The organism is Halorubrum sp. Atlit-26R (assembly GCF_003666015.1).
Taxonomy (GTDB): domain Archaea; phylum Halobacteriota; class Halobacteria; order Halobacteriales; family Haloferacaceae; genus Halorubrum.
Map to the genome: position 1 here is coordinate 146,514 of NZ_QPLT01000005.1, position 18,520 is coordinate 165,033.

Sequence of the window (18,520 nt, forward strand, 5' to 3'; positions counted from 1 at the left end):
TATGACGAGCTGGATCGGCGTCGTGACGGAGCTCCAGCGCGCGCTCGCGGGCAACTTCGAGCGGTTCGCCGCCTCGGTCGGGATCGTCGCCGCGGTGGTGACGGTCCGGTTCCTGACGGGGCGACTGAAGCACGGGGACCGGGACCTCAGCTCCACGCAGCGGCTCCTGCTGTCGGCGGCGGTCGGCGTCGCGACCGCGGCCGGCGCGCTCACGCTGATCGCGGTGTGGGACCGGAGCGGCGCCCTCTTCGAGACGGCGCGCTCGGCGCTGAGCGCGAACCAGCTGTCGAACGTCGTCCTCGCCGTGATCCTCCTCGCGATCGCGTACGCGCTCACGGACTTCCTCGGCGGCGTCGTCCGCGAGGTCGGCGCCGAGAGCGCGTCGATCTCCAAACACCAGCAGGAGGTGATCCTCCGGATCACGCAGTTGACCGTCTACACGTCGGCGATCCTCGCGGTCGTCGGGCTGTTCACCGAGAACGTCGGCAGCCTCCTCGTCGGCGCGGGATTCTTAGGGATCGTGATCGGGATGGCGGCCCGGCAGACGCTCGGCGCGATCCTCGCGGGGTTCGTGCTGATGTTCTCGCGCCCCTTCGAGGTCGGCGACTGGGTGGAGATCGGCGACCACGAGGGGACCGTGACCGAGATATCGATCATGAGCACCCGCCTCCGGTCGTTCGACGGCGAGGTGATCACGATGCCGAACGACGACGTCCGCTCGGGGTCGATCGTCGACCGCTCGCGGCGGAACCGGCTGCGGATCGAAATCGAGGTCGGCGTCGACTACGACACCGACGTCGAGCGCGCGGCCGCCGTCGTCGAGGAGGCGGTCGCGGACGTCGAGGACGTCGCCGAGATGCCGGAGCCGAACGCCGTGACGAAGCGGTTCGACGACTCGGCGGTCGTGTTGGGGCTCCGCTACTGGATCCGGAACCCGAGCATGCGGAAGCGCTGGCGGACCCAGACGGCGGCCATGAACGCGATGAAGGGCGCGCTCGAAGACGACGGGATCGTCATCCCGTTCCCGCAGCAGACGCTCTCCGCCCGCGCGGAGGACGCCTCAGGGCCGCAGTTGGACGCGGCGGTCGAGGACCGGGCGGCGACGCGCGGCGGGTCTGAAAGCTCCGGCGACGGCGACGCTGACGACTCCGAGGCGGAGGGCGACGACGCTGACGACTCCGAGGCGGAGGGTGACGACTGATGACCGCGGACGAGCGCGACGCCGACCTCGCGCAGCGACGCGGCCTCGACGACGTCACGGTCTACCAGCCCGCCGAGGACTCCGGGCTGCTCGCTGAGGCGGCGATCGAAGAGGCGCACGGGCGGGTGCTGGAGGTCGGGACGGGCTCGGGGTGGGTCGCCGAGCGGGTCGCGACCGAGCGCGACCTCGACGTGGTCGGCAGCGACCTCAATCCGCACGCGGCGCGGCAGGCCCGCGAGCGCGGGGTCGAGGCCGTCGTCGCCGACCTGCTCTCGCCGTTCCGCGCGGACGCGTTCGACGCGGTGTGTTTCAATCCGCCGTACCTGCCGACCGACCCCGAAAACGAGTGGGACGACTGGATGGAACACGCCCTCTCCGGCGGCGAGTCGGGCCGCGAACTCATCGAACCGTTCCTCGCGGACGTGGGGCGCGTGCTCGCGCCCGACGGCGTCGTCCTTCTCTTGGTCTCCTCGCTCACCGGGTACGACGAGGTGCTCGCCCTGGTCGAGGACGCGGGGTTCGACCACGAGGTCGTCGTCGAGGAGTCGTTCCCCTTCGAGACGCTCACGGTGCTGGCGCTCCGGCGGGCGTGACGCTCTCCCCTCGTCGCCGCCCTCGCAGTAGTATTATTATAGGGCATATCACACATTAGCAAATATTATACGACGGTATATCTAACGGACGGTGATGACCGAACGTGTCGCGGCGACGCCGGGGCTGTACCCGCTCCCGGACCGGGCGAAAGAGACGCTCTCAGACCTGAAGGGCCACCAGAAGGGAGATCTACTGAGCGGCGACGAGAGCGAGTCGATCGCGGCGGAGTACGGCGAGGTGCGCGCCGAGTACGTCGACGACCAGCTGGACGCCGGCCTCGACCTGATCAGTGAGGGGCAGGGCCGCTGGGACGACATGATCGCGCACCCGCTGACGGTCCACGACAGCGTCGAGACCGGCGGGATCGTGCGGTACTACGACAACAACAACTTCTACCGCGACCCGCGCGTCGTCGACGACATCGGCGCCTCCGGCGACGTGGCCGGCGAACTGGAGAAGGCCGCGGACCTGCTCGACGACGCCGACGGCGCCGCCGACGCGTCGCTCGCGACGACGCTCCCCGGGCCGTACTCGCTGGCGGACCTCGCGACGGACGAGTACTACGGCGACGAGGCGGAGTTCCAGGCGGCGATCGCGGAGTTCCTCGCGGGCGAGGTCGCGGCGTTCCCCGACCACGAGACGCTGTTCCTCCTCGAACCGTCGCTCGTCACGAACCCGCCCGCCGAGGGCGACGAGGGGCGCGCGACCGACGCGATCGCGACGGTCGCGGCCGAGACCGACGCCGACGTGGTCGTCCAGACGTTTTACGGCGCGCTCGGCGAGAAGCTGTACGCCCACCTCGTCGACGAGGCGGGCGCGGACGCGCTCGGCCTCGACCTCGTCGCCGGCGACCGCGACGACACCGTCTACAACGTCCAGGAGTTCGGCTCCACCGACTCGCTGTCGCTCGGCCTCGTCGACGGGCAGAACACGCTCGTCGAGGACGCGGAGACGGTCGCGGAGCGCGTCGAGTGGTTCGAGGAACAGATCCCCCTTGAGGGGTTCGACCGGACCTACCTCACGCCGAACACCGAGCTGTTCTACCTGCCGACGAACAAGTACCGCGAGAAGCTGAACGCGCTCGCCGCCGCCGCGGAGGTGCTCGACTGATGGTCCGAAACCCAGCCGCCAACCGCGACCAGTTCCGCCCGCACGACCACCCGAACGAGACGTTCCTGCTCTCGACCGTCGTCGGCTCCTACCCGAAGCCGAAGTGGCTCAACCGGGCCGACGAGCTGGTCGACGACCCCGACTCGAAGTTCGACGCGTCGGACCTCGAAGAGGCCCACGACGACGCCTGCCGGCTCATCACGCACGAGCACGAGCGCGCCGGGCTCGACACGGTCGTCGACGGCGAGATGCGCCGCAACGAGATGGTGGAGTTCTTCGCCGACCGCATCGACGGCTACGAGTTCAACGGCCCCGTGAAGGTGTGGGGCCACAACTACTTCGACAAGCCGAGCGTGGTCGAGGAGGTCGAGTACGACGAGCCGTGGCTCGTCGACGAGTTCGAGTTCACCTCGAACGCCGCCGAGCGCCCGGTGAAGGTCCCGATCACGGGCCCGTACACGCTCGGCTTCTGGGCGTTCAACGAGGCGTACCCCTCCACCGAGGAGCTCGTCTACGACCTCGCGGACCTCGTCAACGAGGAGGTCGAGAAGCTCGTCGAGGCGGGCGCGCGCTACATCCAGATCGACGAGCCCGCCTTAGCGACGACCCCGGAGGACCACGCCATCGTCGGCGAGGCCCTCGAACGCATCGCCGCGGGCATCCCCGAGGAGGTCCGCATCGGCCTCCACGTCTGTTACGGCGACTACTCGCGGATCTACCCCGAGATCAACGACTACCCGATCGACGAGTTCGACGTGGAGCTGTGTAACGGTGACTTCGAGCAGATCCCGACGTTCACCGACCCCGAGTTCGAGCCCGACCTCGCGCTCGGCGTCGTCGACGCCCACACCGCCGAGGTCGAGTCGGTCGAAGAGATCAAGGAGAACATCCGCCAAGGCCTCCGCGTCGTCCCGCCGGAGAAGCTCACGATCTCGCCCGACTGCGGGCTGAAGCTCCTCCCGCGCGACATCGCGTACGGCAAGACGGAGAACATGGTCACCGCGGTCCGCGAGGTCGAAGCCGAGATCGACTCCGGCGAGATCGACCTCGACAACCCGCTCGACGACTGAGGCGGCGCTGTTTCGGGTTCCTCCGTCAGTCCGGTTCCCACTGAGACGACCGGGAGAACCGGAGCGCTTCCTGTTCGATAGCGGGAGTACGTGTAGTACATCGTGAGTGGAGTCGTTTATACAGAGAATTGGCGTGTTGCTGTCGGCTGTTTATAAGTGAGTGACGCTGCTGCGGCGAGTGCCTCCAAAGCCCCAGCCGTCGAGGCGGGCGGACGCTCGCTGCGCTCCTCGTCACTCGCTTCGCTCGTTCCTGCGGTGCTTACATCGCCTCCGCCCGCCTCGACGGCTGCCCCTTTGAGTCCCGCCCGCACCGCACAGCACCGCAGCCTCACACCTCCCCAGCCTCGCCGCTCACGCCCTGCGGGCGTTCGCGGCGTCCCTCGCGGGCTGGCTCGCGGCCGCCGATGGCGGCCGCTCGCAGGCGCGCCACCGCCTACCATTTATAAGCGCTCGAAGGCGTCGCTCACGGCTATTTAAAAACGACATCGCGATCGGCGATCTACGATACTCACTCCCGAAATCGCTCGTCGCTACGTCTGTACTGAGCGATCGAGGTATCGAAAACGGTCCACCGGATCGCAACAGAGCCATCGACCCGCCGGCACCATCTATACAAAGCCGCCGCACCCACCGCCGACATGGAGATCGGCCTCACCGTCGGCGACGACCTCGACCGACTCGCGGCGTCGCCCGCGCGGTTCGACTTCTGCGAACTCGGCGTCGGCGAGCCGACGCTCGTCCCGGGCGAGATCGACCCCGACCGGCTCGCCGACGCGCTCGGCGACCGCGACCTGCTCGTCCACCTCCCGTACAGCCAGCGGCTGGCGACGTACGTCCCCGAGGTGAACGACGCCATCGTCGACTACCAGCGCCGGCTTTTAAATGCGGCCGGCGACCTCGGCGCCGAGAAGGCGGTCCTCCACGCCACCTCCGCCGACCGCGACGACGTCGAGTTCCGCGAGACCGCCGGCGAGCAGCTCCGGCGAGTCGCCGACGCCGGCCGCGAGGCGGGCGTCGAGGTCGTCGTCGAGAACGTCGGCCACCAACACGCGGGGCTCCAGCTCTCCGTCCTCGGCGACCTCGCCCGCGAGACGGACACCCCGGTCTGCTTCGACCTCGGCCACGCGTACATGGAGGGCGGCAACAAGGCGATCAAGCGGTTCCTCAGGAGCCACGGCGACCGGGTCTCGCACCTCCACTGCCACGACGCCCGCCGCCGCGGCGACACGCACCTCCCCGTGGGCGCCGGCGAGGTCGACTACGACCTCGTCGAGTCCGAGCTCGCGGGCTTCGACGGCACGGTCGCGCTGGAGGTGTTCACCGACGACGAGGCGCTCCTCCTCGACTCCGCCGAGCGCGTCGCCGACCGGCTCGGCCTTTCATTTTAAAGAAAACTGCGGCTCAGTTCGCCCGGTCGTCCGAGCCGTCGGCGTCCGCGTCGTCCGCGTCGCGCGCGCCGTCCGCCTCGCTCTCCTCGTCCACGCCGCTCCCCGCGTCGTCGTCCTCGACGGGAGCGTTCTCGCCAGCGTCCGGTTCGGCCTCGTCGCCGTCGATCTGGCGCTTTATCGACTCCAGCTCGGACTCGACGTCGACCTCCGGCGGGTCGTCGGCGTCCTCGGCCGCCTCGCCCTCGGACGCGGCGTCCTCGGCGTCCGCGTCGGGATCGGTCACGTGAATCTGAACCGGGTCGGTGTCGTCGTCTCGGTCGGCGCCTCCCTCGTTCCGTGTTCGTCGCCCGTCGCTCCGGTCCCGGTCACGCTCCCGCCCCAGCCGCCGGTCACGTGCGGCGTCGGCCTCGCGGCGCCCCTCGTCGATCCGGGACTCGATCTCCGCGGTGAGGTCGCGCGCGTCGGCGATGATCGAGCGCGAGGCGGCGTCCTCGGGGAGGTCGGCCTCCGAGAGCGCGGTCCGGAGCTCCGAGAGCGACCGCGAGAGCCCGGCGGTCGCGCCGTCGCGCACGTCCGCGAGGCGGTCGCCCGCCCCCTCGGCGCCCTCGGCGACGCTCCGACCGGGGTCCGCGAGCCGGAGGGTGCCCTGAAGCAGTTCGAGCGACTTGATCGTCGTCTCCAGTAGGGCGATGAGCGTCGGAATCGTGTACTCCTCGGTGAATCGCACCAGCTCCGAGAGCCGGGGCGGCCGCGGGGGCCCGCGGCGGTCGCGCTCGGTCTCCCGGAGGTCGGCGCGGAGCTCGCTCAGCACGTCCTCGAGCTCGTCGAGCCGCTCCTCGAGGTCGTCGTCTCGCGGGTCGCGGGAACTCATGCCGCGTCGTAGGCGGTCCGCGAATAAAAAGCCCGGCAGCGCTCGGTGAGCGGAGTACGGCGCCCCGCTCCGCTCAGAACCCCTCGCGCAGGAACGTACGGCGCGGCGGGAAGAGGGCGGCGAGGTCGGCGGCGAGGCCGTCGGGCGCGCCGTCAGCGACGTCGAGCGCGGCGTGCGCGCGGAGGTCGTCGACGTCGCGGTAGCCGGCGTACAGCTGCGAGAGCGCGCCGACGCCGGCGGTCACGTCGGGGGCGGCAGCGGAACTCTCCTCTCCGGCGTCGACCCGCTCGGCGTCGACTTCGCCGTCCGCGACCGTCACTCGGACCGGTCGGTCGTGCCAGTCGACGAGGGGGTCCTCGACCGCGAGCGTGAACGCGGCGTCGAGGTCGGAGTCGGGCTCTAACGCCTCCAGCGCGGCGGCCGCGTCGACGAGCCGGAACATGGGGCCGGCGCGGACCTCCTCGGTCACCGCGCGGGGGTCGTCGACGCGGTCGAGGAGGCTCACGTCGGCCGGGAGCCGGAGCCGGACGCGCTCGACCTGCGAGTCGTGGTCCCGACAGAACCGGAAGACGCGGTCCCACTCGTCGGGGTCGGCGACCGCGGCGTCGGAGACGACCATCGCGCGCCCGTCGCCGTCGCGCTCCTCGAACGTGTACGATAGCAGCGCACGGAGGTCGCCGTCGCGCTCGAAGCCGTAGACGTAGGGGTCCGTCTTCCACCCGCGGAGGGTGCGCTCGCGCCACCACGCCTCGGTCCGCGCCATCGTGAAGTCGTAGCGCTCCGCGGTCGCGGCGAGGAGGCCGGCGGCCTCGTCGTGGTCGTCCTCGTCGAGCCGGCGGAAGCGACCCGGCTCGTCGCCATCGCCGTCGTCTCCTGCCGGGTCGGCGCTCCTCTCGGCCGCGAACGCTAACTGCTCCGGGGGCGCTTTCACCCATCGGTAGCGGTTCACCGTCGCCCAGCCGTAGCGCCGGTAGAACGGGTGCTCGAAGGGCCACAGCGCGGAGAAGCGCACGCCGTCGTCGCGGGACTCCGTCAGCGACTCGCGGAGGAGCCGCTCGATATGCCCCTGTCGCCGGTGTTCGGGCGGCGAGGCGACGGCGGAGAGGCCCGCAACGTCGCGGTCGCGCCCCCGGATCCGGAGCGAGAAGTCGTGGTGACCGCACACCGCGACCGGCTCCTCGCCGTCGAACAGCCCGCGGAACTCGGCGAGGTACTCGCGGTCCTCGTCGTCTGCCTCGGGGTCGTACGGCCCCTCCTCGGGGGAGAAGGCGTAGCGCATGAACGCGCTGAACTCGTCGCCGCGCTCCTCGGGGAAGGGTCGGTAGTCGAGGTCGCCCATACGCCGTCGGCGCCCGGGAGCCGGATAAGCCTTCCCGGCGCCTGCGTGTGTTTCTCACCCCTTCGGTGCCGGCGGTCGCCCGCCCGAACCGCTCAGTCGAAGCGCCCGCGCCGGTACTGGACCGGCCACTCGGCCTCCTCGCCGAGCTCGTGGGCGGCCTCCAGCGGCCAGTAGGGGTGTCGGAGCATCTCACGGCCGAGCGCGACGAGGTCGGCCCGCTCGTTCCGGACGAGGGCGTCGGCGTGGGTCGGCTCCGTGATCCCCCCGACCGCGGCGACGGGCACGTCGGTCCCCTCGCGGATCGCCTCGGCGTACGGGACCTGGTAGCCCGGGCCCGCGCTCGGAATCTCCTGATCCGGGTGGATCCCGCCGCCCGAGACGTCGATCAGGTCGGCGCCGGCCTCGGCCAGCAGGGGCGCCAGCCGCACCGAGTCGTCCACGTCCCACGAGTCGCGCTCGGGGAGCCAGTCCGTCGCGGAGATGCGGACGAAGACGGGCTTCCCGTCGGGCCATACCTCGCGCACGGACTCGACGACCTCGCGCACGAGCCGGGTCCGGTCCTCGAAGCTCCCGCCGTACTCGTCGTCGCGGTCGTTGGTGACCGGCGACAGGAACTGGTGGAGCAGGTAGCCGTGGGCGGCGTGGACCTCCGCGACCTCAAAGCCAATCTCGTGCGCGCGCTCCGCGGCGGCCGCGAACGAGTCGATCACCTCGTCGATCCCGTCGCCGTCGAGTCGCCGCGTCTCGGTCAGGTCCCCCTTGTCGACGTCCGGGTGCGGGTACGGCTCGTCGGTCGCGGAGACCGTCTCCCAGCCGTCGGCCTCGTCGACGGAGATGGGACCGCTCCCCTCGGCCGGCGGGCGGTGCGACGCCTTCCGGCCGGCGTGAGCCAGCTGGATCCCCGGCGTCGCGCCCTGCGAGCGGACGAACTCGATGATCGGTTCGATCGCCTCGGCGTGGTCGTCGGACCAGATCCCGAGGCAGTTCGGCGTGATGCGGCCGCGGTCCTCGACGGCGGTCGCCTCCGTCATCACGACGCCCGCGCCCCCGGCGGCGCGGGCGCCGAGGTGGACCCGGTGCCAGTCGTTCGCCAGCCCCTCGTCGGCGGAGTACTGGCACATCGGCGACAACATGACGCGGTTTCGGAACTCGGTGTCGCGAAGCGTAAGCGGCGTGAACAGCGTGTCGGTCACGTGCGGACGAACGACCGCCCCGAGGTAAGTCCCTCCGATCCCCCGCGCGGCTCGCCGCCGACGGTTTAGGCCGACCGAAATCTATAACACCACCGGTCCCTGAGCGGACGGTAATGACAACGGGAGACCGGATCGAGCGGGACGCCGACGCGGCGGCCGACGAGCGGCCGACCGTCGCCGCGACCCGCTGTTCCCAGGAGCGGACCGTCTTCGCCGAACAGGGCAACACCGACGCGTGGATCGCGACCGACCTCACGGTCGACCTCGACCGCGAGCGATAGGGAGCTTCACGGCGCCTCTCGCGGACGGCAGCGTCCGCGGCGTCCGCGGCGTGCGGCGCCGCCGCCCTCACTCCTCGGAGCGGAGCCGCTCCCCGGGCGAGCCGGGCGTCCGCGGCGTCTGCGCGACCGGCGGCTCGGCGCCTCCCGCGCGGCCGCCACGCTCCTCGACGAGCGCTCGGACCCGGTCCAACACTGCGTCGAACCGGCCGCGGTCGGCCCCCTTCTCGAAGTAGGCGTCCGCACCGGCGCCGAACGCCGCGGCCTCGCGCTCCTCGCTCGGACACGTGGTGTTGAAGACGACCGGCAGTCCGCTGCCCGCCCCGCGGAGCCGCTCCGTGAGCTCGATCCCGTCGCCGTCGGGCAGCAGCTGCTCGGTCACGACGCAGTCGACCGCGACGCGTTCCCCGTCCATTTCGACTCCGGCGTCGAGCGCGTCGAGCGCGTCCGCGAGGCGCTCCACGGAACGAACTCGCACGCGGTCAGTGAGCCGCGCCGCGAACGCCTCTAAGAGTTCGGCGGAGCGCGCGTCGGGCTCGACTTGGAGGACGGTGATCGGCGCTCCGCGGTCTCCCGCGTCGGCCTCGGGCGGCTCGGTTCGATCGGCGGCTGCGTTCGCGGCTGCGGACGTGTCGGACGGCGGTGTGGTGTGGTCGGTCATGCGTTGTGTGGCGGGCGACGTCTCGTCGGAGGACAACTTACTACGTCGGTAGTTACTTTCTTCGTACGTAATCGCCGCGGGGTCGTAATAATAATACCGCGATCACCGTTGTCACACCGCTTAGCGCCGACTATTCGGTGGTATCACTACGAAAACACCGGACGAGAACGGGACGGGTCACTCGATCGCGCGCCCGCCCCTCCGATCGCGGGGACGAGCCGCGGGAACGGCCGCTCAGGCGAACAGGTCGCGCGCCTCGCGGACCGCGTCGACGAGGGCGTCGACCTCCTCGACGGTGTTGTAGAAGTAGAAGGAGGCGCGCGCGGAGGCGGCGACGCCCATCTCGTCGTGGAGCGGCTGGGTGCAGTGGTCGCCGGCGCGGATCGCGACGCCGTAGTCGTTGAGGATGCTGGAGAGGTCGTGGGCGTGGACGCCCTCGACGTTGAACGCGACGAGGCCGCCGCGGTCGTCGCCGGGCGGGCCGTATATCTCGACGCCGCCGAGCGCCTCCAGCTCGTCGTAGGCGTACTCGGCCAGCAGGTCCTCGTGGGCCTCGATCCGGTCCATGCCGACCTCTTCGAGGTACTCTATCGCCGCCGCGAGGCCGATCCCCTGCGCGATGGAGGGCGTCCCGGCCTCGAACTTCCACGGGAGGTCCTCCCACGTGGAGTCCTCGAAGGAGACCCGGCGGATCATGTCGCCGCCGTAGAGGTACGGGCTCATCTCCTCGAGGATCTCCTCGCGGCCGTAGAGGGCGCCGATCCCGGTCGGGCCGCACATCTTGTGGCCGGAGAAGGCGAGGAAGTCGACGTCTAACTCCTCGACGTCGACCGGGCGCGTCGGCACGGACTGCGCGGCGTCGGCGAAGATGTAGGCGTCGCGCTCGTGGGCCATGTCGGCCAGCTCGCGGATCGGGTTCACGGTGCCGAGCGTGTTCGACACGTGGACGACGGACACCATCTCGGTGTCGTCGTCGATCAGCTCGGCGGCGTGGTCCATGTCGAGCCGCCCCTCGTCGGTGACGTCGACGAAGCGCACGTCGGCGCCCGTCCGCTTGCCGATCTGCTGCCAGGTGACGAGCGAGGCGTGGTGCTCCATCTCGGAGAGGACGACGTTGTCCCCGGGACCGAGCTCTTCGAGCCCCCACGCGTAGGCGACGAGGTTCATCGCCTCCGTCGTGTTCTTGGTGAAGACGATCTCCTCGCGACCCTGCGCGCCGATGAAGTCGGCGACCGCGTCGTGGGCCTCCTCGTAGGCGACGGAGGCCTCCTGGCTCAGCTGGTGGATCCCGCGGTGGACGTTGGCGTTGTAGCTCCGGTAGTAGTCCGAGATGGCGTCGACGACCGGGTCCGGCGTGTGCGAGGTCGCCGCGTTGTCGAGATAGACGAGCGGGGTGTCGTCGCCCTCGCCCTCCCCGGCCGTCTCCGGGTCCCCGCCGACCTTCCGATCGAGGATCGGGAAGTCGGCGCGGAGCGCCTCCACGTCGAACGGGTACTGTTCCTGAACTCCCATTACCCGTTATCGGGCCCCGAACACTAACACACCTTCGGTCCGGTACGTGTTGCGGGTATCGCTGACGCGCGGGATCGCGCGTTTCGCGGGGGTCCGCGACCCGAATTCGACTCGATCCGGCCCGCCCCGGGCTACCGCCCGCCTACTCGCCCCAGTCGGGATTCGCCCGCGGCGGCGCGAAGATGTCGAAGCCGACGACCGGCTCGTCGGTCCGATTCTCGGCCGCGTGCGGCTCGCCGCCGGGGATCACGTACGTGTCGTCGGGGCCGACGACGCGCTCTTCGCCGTCGACGAGGAACGTCAGCCGCCCGGCCGTGATCACGCCGATCTGCTCGTGCGGGTGGTCGTGTTCCGGGACCCCCTCGCCCGGGTCGATCTCGAACCGCTGGATGCTCATTCCCTCGCCGACGGCGCCCTGGGTGAGGAACGCGCCGTCGACCGCCTCGACCGCCTCCACGTCCGCGTCGGGTACGACGTCCATACGGTCTCCCGCGACCCGGAGGCACCTAAATCCGCGGGCGCGGGCAGTCGCCGCCGGAGCGAGCAGCCCGACCGGCGGGACGCTGCTCGGGCCGCCCCGTCACGGGAACGGATGGTACGGCCGGTCGAGCGCCGGCTCGAACCCCATCGAGCGCGGTACCTCGCGTGCGCGGTCGCCGAAGAACGGGTCGCCGGTGAACAGCGGCTGCGCGCCCGGCACCAGCACGCGGACGGCCTCGAACCCCAGTGCTTCGAGGTCGCGCGTCGTCACCCGCGCGACGTAGGGGTCGAGCCCGACGCTCTCGACGCGGTCGACGACGGCGTCGAGCTCCTCGGTCCCCGACAGCGCCGGCTCGCCGAGCCCCTCCGCCGCGACGGTCGCGTCCGGGTCGAAGAACGCCGCCGTCTCGGCGGGCAGGTCGGCGTGGTGACCGATCGCGGCGCCCTGCTCGTCGGCCGTCTCTCGGCCCATCGAACGGAGCTCCGTCCAGTTCTGGAGGGCCTCGGCGAGCGCGCTCCGCGCCGCCGCGGTCGGGTCGAGGTCGGCGCCCGACCCCGCGGCGAACCGCGGCCAGTCGCCCTCCCGACTCACGCCGACGGCGACGACCGGCACGTCCACGTCGGTCGTGACGAGCAGCGCCGTGGCCGACAGCGACTCCGCGCGCGCCCGCTTCTCCAGCTCGGCGAACCCGGGGTCGTCGACGTCGAGGCCGAGCGGCTCCGTCGTGGAGTACCAGCTGGTCATCGTCGCGTCGCGCTCGATCGCCTCGTACAGCCCCGAGAGCGCGGCGTCCGGTCCGGAGCTCCCGAGCCCGAGCCCGGTCGTGATCGGCGGGCGGTACCGGCGTTCCGGCGGCGGGAAGTGAACGAACTCCGCCGGGAGGCTCGCGGGGTCGCCGGTCCCGAGGCGCTCGCCGCGGGCCCACGGGAGCCGGTCGCCGCGGTCGTACGCCTCGGCGCCCTCCGGGCGGACGAACGCGTCCGGCGCGACCGGGTTCGGCACGTTCGCGGCCGGCGCGCGCGTGAACGACGCCCCGCGGTAGATCCCGGCCGCGTACCGCTCTAACCCCTCGCCGAGCGCCTTCATGAACGCGGCGTCCCAGTCGGCCGCCGCGCCCCCGCCGAAGTCGGCCGCGTCCGCGTCCGAGAACGGCGTCGTGTCCGCGACCCGCGCGACGTAGTACGGCAGCGGGAACGACTCCTGCTCGCCGACCTCGCTCAGCGCGCCGATCCGAGGGTCGACGGCGCGCTCCGCGCGGTCGATGGTCTCCGAGAGCCCGCGGTCGGCGTGGTCCCGCGGAAGCGCGTCGCCGGGATCGTCGCCGCAGCCGCAGCCCGGCGCGGGCAGCAGCGTCCGCTCGGGGCCCGGCACCTCGACGACGGTGTCGGCCACCGGGTCGCCGGCGAGGAGTCGAATCGTCCGTCGCCCGGCCACCGCGCCGGCGTAGCGCACGGCGGACCGGCGGCCGGCCGGCGCGTCCGCCGGCTCCGGGCCGCCGCTCTCGACGCGGGCGCGCAGGCAGTCGTAGCAGGCGTCGTCGAAGACGGTCACCGCGGCGTCGAGGTCGTCGAGGGGGACGCCGCCGAGCCCGCCCACCTCGACGGCGACCCACCGGTCGAGGAGCTCGTTCGCGGTCGCGAACGCCGACGACCCGGCGGTGTCGACGACGACCGCGAGGTCGAACCCGTCGAGCAGGTCGGCCTCGACGGGCATCGCGTTCACGTCGACGTCGCCGAGCGCGGCCTCGGTCGCCTCGACCGCGGGCCCGTCGCCGACAAGTCCGATATCCATACCCGGTCGACGCGAGGCGGCGAAAAAAAGGCGCGGGTCCGCGGCGGGCGGCGGCTCGCTCAGCGGTGCCGCGGCGAGAGTCGGAGCGGGCGTTCGCGAGTGCGCTCAGGCGGGCGTCGCGGCCATCATCTCGGCGGCCTCGGCGGCCAGCTCCGCGGCGTCGACGCCCTCGAGGCGCTCGTCGCCGAGCTTTAGGCGGAGCCGGGGGCGGCCGACGTCGATCGGAACCTTCTCGGTGTCGATGATCCCCAGGTCTTCGAGGCGGGTCTTCGTCCGGGAGAACGTCGCCTTCGAGGCGATGCCGACGTCCTCGCCCCACTTCGAGATGTCGTAGAGCAGCACGTCGTTCTTCGCCGCGACGAGCAGCGAGACGGTCACCTCGTCGAGGTCGGCGCCGCCGTCGCGCTCGGTCGCGTCGAGGACGGCGTCGAAGTCGGCGCGGGCCGCCTCGCCGATCTCCGCCTCCATCGTCTCGCGGACCCGACTGATGGCCGGCGTGCGGAGCGTGTACGGCTCCGCCTCGTCGAACGCGCCGCGGTGGGAGTCGTACACCTCGTCGACGAACTCGTCGTCGTCGGTCGAGAGCGCGGCGACGCCGTCTCCCGCGGTGACCAGGGCGACGACCCGGGACGGGGAGACGAACAGGGCGTTGTCGACCTCCCCGTCGAGCACCCGGAGGTCCAAGGCGCCGTCGGCGACGAGGTCGGCCGCCCGGGACGCGACGACGAAGTCGTCCATGACGTCCTTGAGGGTGCGCTCGTCGGCGAGCATCGACAGCTCCGGGAGGTCGTCCCGCCCGACCGCGGTCTCGACCAGCGATACGATCGTCTCCCCGGAGGGGTCAACGACGAGCAGCTCGTCGTCGTCCCCCGCGAAGGCCGCTTCGAGCGCGGCCTCGACGTCGGCCGCCAGTAAATTCGACACCATCTGTCTCTCGGTATGAAAGTCGGTTGCGTATTTAATATTAACGGGGTTAATGGATCGAACAACGCTCGTAGCGGGCCTCAAATAGCCGAAATCGGGGGATGAGTCGATTCGGGTATCGATCCGCGGATCGGGACGACGCCCCGGGATCGTCGGGCGACGCCGGACCGCGTTCGGGGGCGGAGCGACGGCAGTTCCGACGGCGACGGAAGGATTAATGCGCGGTCGCGCCCGCGTTCGCACATGGACTACGAGCACGTCCGGGAGGTCGACCCGGCGGTCGCCGACGCGCTGGCGGGCGAGCGCGACAGACAGGAGCAGACGCTCGCGATGATCGCGAGCGAGAACCACGTCAGCGAGGCGGTCTTAGAGGCGCAGGGGAGCGTCCTCACCAACAAGTACGCCGAGGGCTATCCCGGGTCGCGCTACTACGCCGGCTGCGAGTACGCCGACGAGGTCGAGGAGCTGGCGATCGAGCGCGCGAAGGAGCTGTGGGGCGCCGACCACGTCAACGTCCAGCCCCACTCCGGCACGCAGGCGAACCAGGCGGTGTACTACTCCGTCCTCGAACCGGGCGACAAGATCCTCTCTTTGGACCTCAACCACGGCGGGCACCTCTCGCACGGCCACCCCGCGAACTTCACGGGGCAGCTGTACGACGTCGAGCAGTACGAGGTCGACCCCGAGACGGGGTACATCGACTACGAGGGGCTCCGCGCCGCGGCCGAGTCGTTCGAGCCGGACATCATCGTCTCGGGCTACTCCGCGTACCCCCGCACCGTCGACTGGGAGGAGATCCAGGCGGCCGCCGACGCGGTCGACGCCTACCACCTCGCGGACATCGCGCACATCACCGGGCTCGTCGCCGCCGGCGTCCACCCGTCGCCGGTCGGCGTCGCCGACTTCGTCACCGGCTCGACGCACAAGACGATCCGCGCCGGCCGCGGCGGGATCGTGATGTGCGACGAGCAGTTCGCGGACGACGTCGACTCGGCCGTCTTCCCCGGCGGGCAGGGCGGCCCGCTGATGCACAACGTCGCCGGCAAGGCGGTCGGCTTCAAGGAGGCCCTCGACCCCGAGTTCGAGGAGTACGCCCGGAACGTGGTCGACAACGCCGAGGTGCTCGCCGAGACGCTGCAGGAACACGGCCTCTCCTTGGTCTCCGGCGGGACGGACAACCACCTCGTGCTGGCCGACCTGCGCGACTCGCACCCGGACCTCTCGGGCGGCGACGCGGAGGACGCGCTCGCGGCCGCGAACATCGTCCTCAACGGGAACACGGTCCCCGGCGAGACGCGGTCGCCGTTCGACCCCTCCGGGATTCGCGCGGGCACCGCCGGGCTGACGACGCGAGGCTTCGACGCCGACGCGATCGAGGAGGTCGGCGACCTGATCTACCGCGTCGTCGACAACGTCGACAGCGAGGACGTCATCTACGAGGTCGGCGAGCGCGTCGCCGAGCTCTGCGAGGCGCATCCGCTGTACGAGTAGCGGCACACCGGCCGGCGACGTCGCAGTCGGCGGTGCTCGACCGTCCGACCGAATCCGTGCGTACAAAGTAGGGGGGAGCCCGACGGGTCGGTATGGCCGACTCGTCGTTCCTCGCAACACGCCTCGACCGCGCCGCCGTCCCCCTCGCGGTCGGCGACCTGATCGCGCTGATCGTCCTGTTGACGATCGGTGCGATCAACCACAGCAGCGTCGAGTTCCTGTCGTCGAACCCGCTCTACCTGCTCGAAGTGTTCGCGCCGTTCCTGATCGCGTGGGCCCTGATCGCGCCGCTCGTGGGAGCCTATTCCGCCGGGGCCGTCGAGACCGCGAAGTCGTCGGTCCCGCTCGTGATCCGGTCGTGGATCCCGGCCGCCGTCGTCGGGCTGGCGCTCCGCGCGTTCGTCTTCCGAGGCGGCGCCGCGCCCGCGTTCGCCGTCGTCATGCTGGTGCTCGGCTCGGTCGCACTCGGTGGCTGGCGCGCGGTGTACTTCAAGCTCCGGTAGCGGTTTGATCCGATTCGCCCTCGAATTCGGCGCCTGAACGCTGTCTTCCGCCTTCTCGCCGGGGCCTCGATTCGTATCGACACGGCCACGGCCTTCATAAGTTACGAGTAACGTCTCCGTGTTCACGAACGAACTCTCACCGAACACCGAGAAAGATTTAATATGGATTTCCCACTAGTATTCAACGACAGCATGACTGGATACTACGACTACGTCCTCGGGCTCATCCCGGCAGCGTTGATCGGCGTGACCGCCTTCCTCAACCTTGTCGGGCTGTCGTTGATGTCGGCGTTGCCCGCGGGCGCGGTGGCCGCCGCCACCGTCGTGGCCCACGCGATATTCGTCAGGGCCCCGGTCACCGGCGACGCGCCGGCGGACGCGTCGCGCCCCGGTCGGGGAGATGGGGGACCGGGCGGCCGGTCGTCCGCGTGACGCGTCGCCGTTCGCCGCGTCCTGTACCGTTTAGTCCCCGCGCCCCGAGTGGGCGGGTATGACGGACGCCCTGTTCCTCACGAGTTCCGAGGTCGACGACCTCGCCGAGCCGGCCGACTACGTCGCCGCCGTGCGCGACGCGTACCGTCAGGTCGGCGAGGGAGCGCCGGCCGAGCCGCGGACGAAGCTGTACAACCGCGAGCCGCCGGGCATGTTGACCACCTACGCCGCCCTCCTCCCGGAGACGGGCGCGATGGGCGGGTACACGTACTCCGCCGGCTTCGGCGCGGAGGACGCGTGGTTCATGACCCCGCTGTTCGACGCCGAGTCGGGCGAGCCGCTCGCGCTGCTCGACGGCGCGTCGATGAACCCGTTTAAAACGGGTGCCGCCGGGGCGGTCGCGGTCGACGCGCTCGCCCGCGAGGACGCGACCGAGATCGCCGTGATCGGCAGCGGCGCGCAGGCGCGCGGGCAGCTCGCGACGACCGCGACCGTCCGCGAGTTCGAGGCGGTCCGCGTCTTCTCGCCGACCGCCGAGAACCGCGAGGCGTTCGCCGCCGACTTCGACGAGCGCCTCGACGCCGACGTGTCGGCCGTCGAGAGCGCGAGCGACGCGCTGGCGGGCGCCGACGTCGTGATCACCGCGACGACCGCGAGCGACCCCGTGATCGACGACGCCGACGTGGAGCCGGGGACGCACGTCACCGCGATGGGGCAGTACCATCCGGAGAAGAACGAGCTGCCCCCCGAACTCGTCGCGCGCGCCACCTACGTCCCCGACCTCCGAGCGCGCGCGACGCAGGACGCCGGCTCGTACCTCGCCGCGGTCGAGGCCGGACTGATCGCGGAGGGCGAGGGGATCGCGGCCGACCTCGGCGAGGTCGTCGCGGGCGATCACCCGGGCCGGACGAGCGACGAGGAGGTGACCGTCTTCGACTCCGGCGGGAGCGGGGTCGAGACGGTCGCGGCCGCGTACATGCTTTATAAGCGCGCGAGCGAGAAGGGGCGCGGACAGACCATCGACTTCGCGCCCGCGAGCGAGGCGCTGACGGGGGAGTAGTCGCGAGAGCCGCGAGGCGGTAGCCAGAGGTTCAAGTGCCGCGCCCGCCTCCCGGCAGACATGTTGATCGGAATCGTCTCCGACACGCACGACGACCTCGCCGCCGTCGAGGCGGCCGTCTCGCTGTTCGAGCGCGAGGGCGTCGACGTCGTCGTCCACTGCGGCGACTTCGTCGCGCCCTTCTCCGTGACGCCGTTCGACGGCGACTTCGACTTCCACGCGGTCCGCGGGAACAACGACGGCGAGTGGGCGGTCGCGTCGACGGTCGAGGCGTTCGGCGCGTACCACGGTGAGGCCGCCGCGCTCTCCTTTGATGGTGCGAGCGGAACCGACGGCGTCGATGTCGCGGTCACTCACGGGACCAGCGACCTCGTCGTCGACGCGCTCGTCGACTGCGGCGACTACGACTACGTGTTCCACGGTCACACCCACGCGCACGGCGTCGAGGAGCGCGACGGGACCGTCCGCGTGAATCCGGGCGGGCTTCCGATCCCGGTCGAGGGTGCGGACGATACGTTCCGGGTCGCGACGCTCGACACGGCGGAGTCCGGGGCGGACGCCGTGACGCACCACGTCCTCGACGGATAACTCCGGAAGCGACGGTGAAGACGCATCATCGAC

Annotated in this window: 19 protein-coding genes; 11 read left to right on the forward strand and 8 right to left on the reverse strand. The window is 71.1% G+C overall.

What is annotated here, in order from left to right; all coding sequences use genetic code 11:
• Position 1 precedes the first annotated feature (1 nt).
• The 5 genes from DVK07_RS07665 (at position 2) to DVK07_RS07690 (ending at position 5,363) form a co-directional block, all read left to right on the forward strand.
• On the forward strand, positions 2-1,201 hold the full coding sequence (locus DVK07_RS07665) for a mechanosensitive ion channel family protein (RefSeq protein WP_199719436.1): 1,200 nt from the start codon (positions 2-4) through the stop codon (positions 1,199-1,201).
• Complete coding sequence (locus tag DVK07_RS07670) at positions 1,201-1,794, forward strand: HemK2/MTQ2 family protein methyltransferase (RefSeq protein ID WP_121596504.1); 594 nt, start codon at positions 1,201-1,203, stop codon at positions 1,792-1,794. Before DVK07_RS07665 ends, DVK07_RS07670 begins: the two co-directional genes overlap by 1 nt.
• Before the next feature lie 94 nt (positions 1,795-1,888).
• Entirely contained in the window at positions 1,889-2,905 is a 1,017-nt protein-coding gene (locus DVK07_RS07675; RefSeq protein ID WP_121596505.1) for a 5-methyltetrahydropteroyltriglutamate--homocysteine methyltransferase, read from the forward strand.
• The gene (locus DVK07_RS07680; RefSeq protein ID WP_121596506.1) at positions 2,905-3,975 is read left to right on the forward strand and encodes a methionine synthase; all 1,071 of its coding nucleotides are present in this window, start codon (positions 2,905-2,907) and stop codon (positions 3,973-3,975) included. The genes DVK07_RS07675 and DVK07_RS07680 overlap by 1 nt, the downstream gene beginning before the upstream one ends.
• 638 nt (positions 3,976-4,613) lie before the next feature.
• The gene (locus DVK07_RS07690; RefSeq protein WP_121596508.1) at positions 4,614-5,363 is read left to right on the forward strand and encodes a sugar phosphate isomerase/epimerase; all 750 of its coding nucleotides are present in this window, start codon (positions 4,614-4,616) and stop codon (positions 5,361-5,363) included.
• A gap of 13 nt (positions 5,364-5,376) precedes the next feature.
• Here the strand turns inward: DVK07_RS07690 and DVK07_RS07695 are convergent, their stop codons facing one another.
• The 3 genes from DVK07_RS07695 to DVK07_RS07705 form a co-directional block, all read right to left on the reverse strand.
• Positions 5,377-6,234, reverse strand: coding sequence for a hypothetical protein (locus DVK07_RS07695; RefSeq protein ID WP_121596509.1), 858 nt, complete (start codon positions 6,232-6,234; stop codon positions 5,377-5,379).
• Between the two features lie 73 nt (positions 6,235-6,307).
• Complete coding sequence (eis, locus tag DVK07_RS07700) at positions 6,308-7,573, reverse strand: enhanced intracellular survival protein Eis (RefSeq protein WP_121596510.1); 1,266 nt, start codon at positions 7,571-7,573, stop codon at positions 6,308-6,310.
• A 92-nt stretch (positions 7,574-7,665) separates the two neighbouring features.
• Entirely contained in the window at positions 7,666-8,766 is a 1,101-nt protein-coding gene (locus tag DVK07_RS07705; protein ID WP_121596511.1) for an NADH:flavin oxidoreductase/NADH oxidase, read from the reverse strand.
• Positions 8,767-8,879: 113 nt separating this feature from the next.
• Between DVK07_RS07705 and DVK07_RS23250 the strand changes: the two genes are divergently transcribed.
• Entirely contained in the window at positions 8,880-9,047 is a 168-nt protein-coding gene (locus DVK07_RS23250; protein WP_017343975.1) for a hypothetical protein, read from the forward strand.
• A 67-nt stretch (positions 9,048-9,114) separates the two neighbouring features.
• On the opposite strand, the gene DVK07_RS07710 is transcribed toward DVK07_RS23250, so the two are convergent.
• The 5 genes from DVK07_RS07710 to tbsP form a co-directional block, all read right to left on the reverse strand.
• Positions 9,115-9,705 (reverse strand): response regulator, encoded by a 591-nt coding sequence (locus DVK07_RS07710; RefSeq protein ID WP_121596512.1) that lies wholly within the window; start codon positions 9,703-9,705, stop codon positions 9,115-9,117.
• Positions 9,706-9,939: 234 nt separating this feature from the next.
• Positions 9,940-11,217 (reverse strand): aminotransferase class V-fold PLP-dependent enzyme, encoded by a 1,278-nt coding sequence (locus tag DVK07_RS07715; protein ID WP_121596513.1) that lies wholly within the window; start codon positions 11,215-11,217, stop codon positions 9,940-9,942.
• A 142-nt stretch (positions 11,218-11,359) separates the two neighbouring features.
• Positions 11,360-11,698 carry a cupin domain-containing protein gene (locus DVK07_RS07720; protein WP_121596514.1) on the reverse strand — a complete coding sequence of 113 codons (339 nt, stop codon included), beginning with the start codon at positions 11,696-11,698 and terminating at the stop codon, positions 11,360-11,362.
• A gap of 99 nt (positions 11,699-11,797) precedes the next feature.
• Positions 11,798-13,489 (reverse strand): YcaO-like family protein, encoded by a 1,692-nt coding sequence (locus DVK07_RS07725; RefSeq protein WP_121596515.1) that lies wholly within the window; start codon positions 13,487-13,489, stop codon positions 11,798-11,800.
• A gap of 105 nt (positions 13,490-13,594) precedes the next feature.
• On the reverse strand, positions 13,595-14,416 hold the full coding sequence (gene tbsP, locus DVK07_RS07730) for a transcriptional regulator TbsP (protein ID WP_121596516.1): 822 nt from the start codon (positions 14,414-14,416) through the stop codon (positions 13,595-13,597).
• 240 nt (positions 14,417-14,656) lie between these two features.
• Here tbsP and glyA point away from each other — a divergent pair, with 240 nt between their 5' ends.
• The 5 genes from glyA to DVK07_RS07755 all read left to right on the forward strand — a co-directional run bounded on the left by glyA (position 14,657) and on the right by DVK07_RS07755 (position 18,487).
• Positions 14,657-15,904 carry a serine hydroxymethyltransferase gene (glyA, locus tag DVK07_RS07735; protein ID WP_121596517.1) on the forward strand — a complete coding sequence of 416 codons (1,248 nt, stop codon included), beginning with the start codon at positions 14,657-14,659 and terminating at the stop codon, positions 15,902-15,904.
• A 92-nt stretch (positions 15,905-15,996) separates the two neighbouring features.
• Complete coding sequence (locus DVK07_RS07740) at positions 15,997-16,407, forward strand: DUF3054 domain-containing protein (RefSeq protein WP_121596518.1); 411 nt, start codon at positions 15,997-15,999, stop codon at positions 16,405-16,407.
• Between the two features lie 192 nt (positions 16,408-16,599).
• A complete protein-coding gene (locus tag DVK07_RS07745) occupies positions 16,600-16,839 on the forward strand; it encodes a hypothetical protein (RefSeq protein WP_121596567.1) in 240 nt (79 codons plus the stop codon).
• A gap of 58 nt (positions 16,840-16,897) precedes the next feature.
• On the forward strand, positions 16,898-17,899 hold the full coding sequence (locus tag DVK07_RS07750) for an ornithine cyclodeaminase family protein (RefSeq protein ID WP_121596519.1): 1,002 nt from the start codon (positions 16,898-16,900) through the stop codon (positions 17,897-17,899).
• Between the two features lie 60 nt (positions 17,900-17,959).
• Complete coding sequence (locus DVK07_RS07755; RefSeq protein WP_121596520.1) at positions 17,960-18,487, forward strand: metallophosphoesterase; 528 nt, start codon at positions 17,960-17,962, stop codon at positions 18,485-18,487.
• The last annotated feature ends 33 nt before the right edge of the window (positions 18,488-18,520 follow it).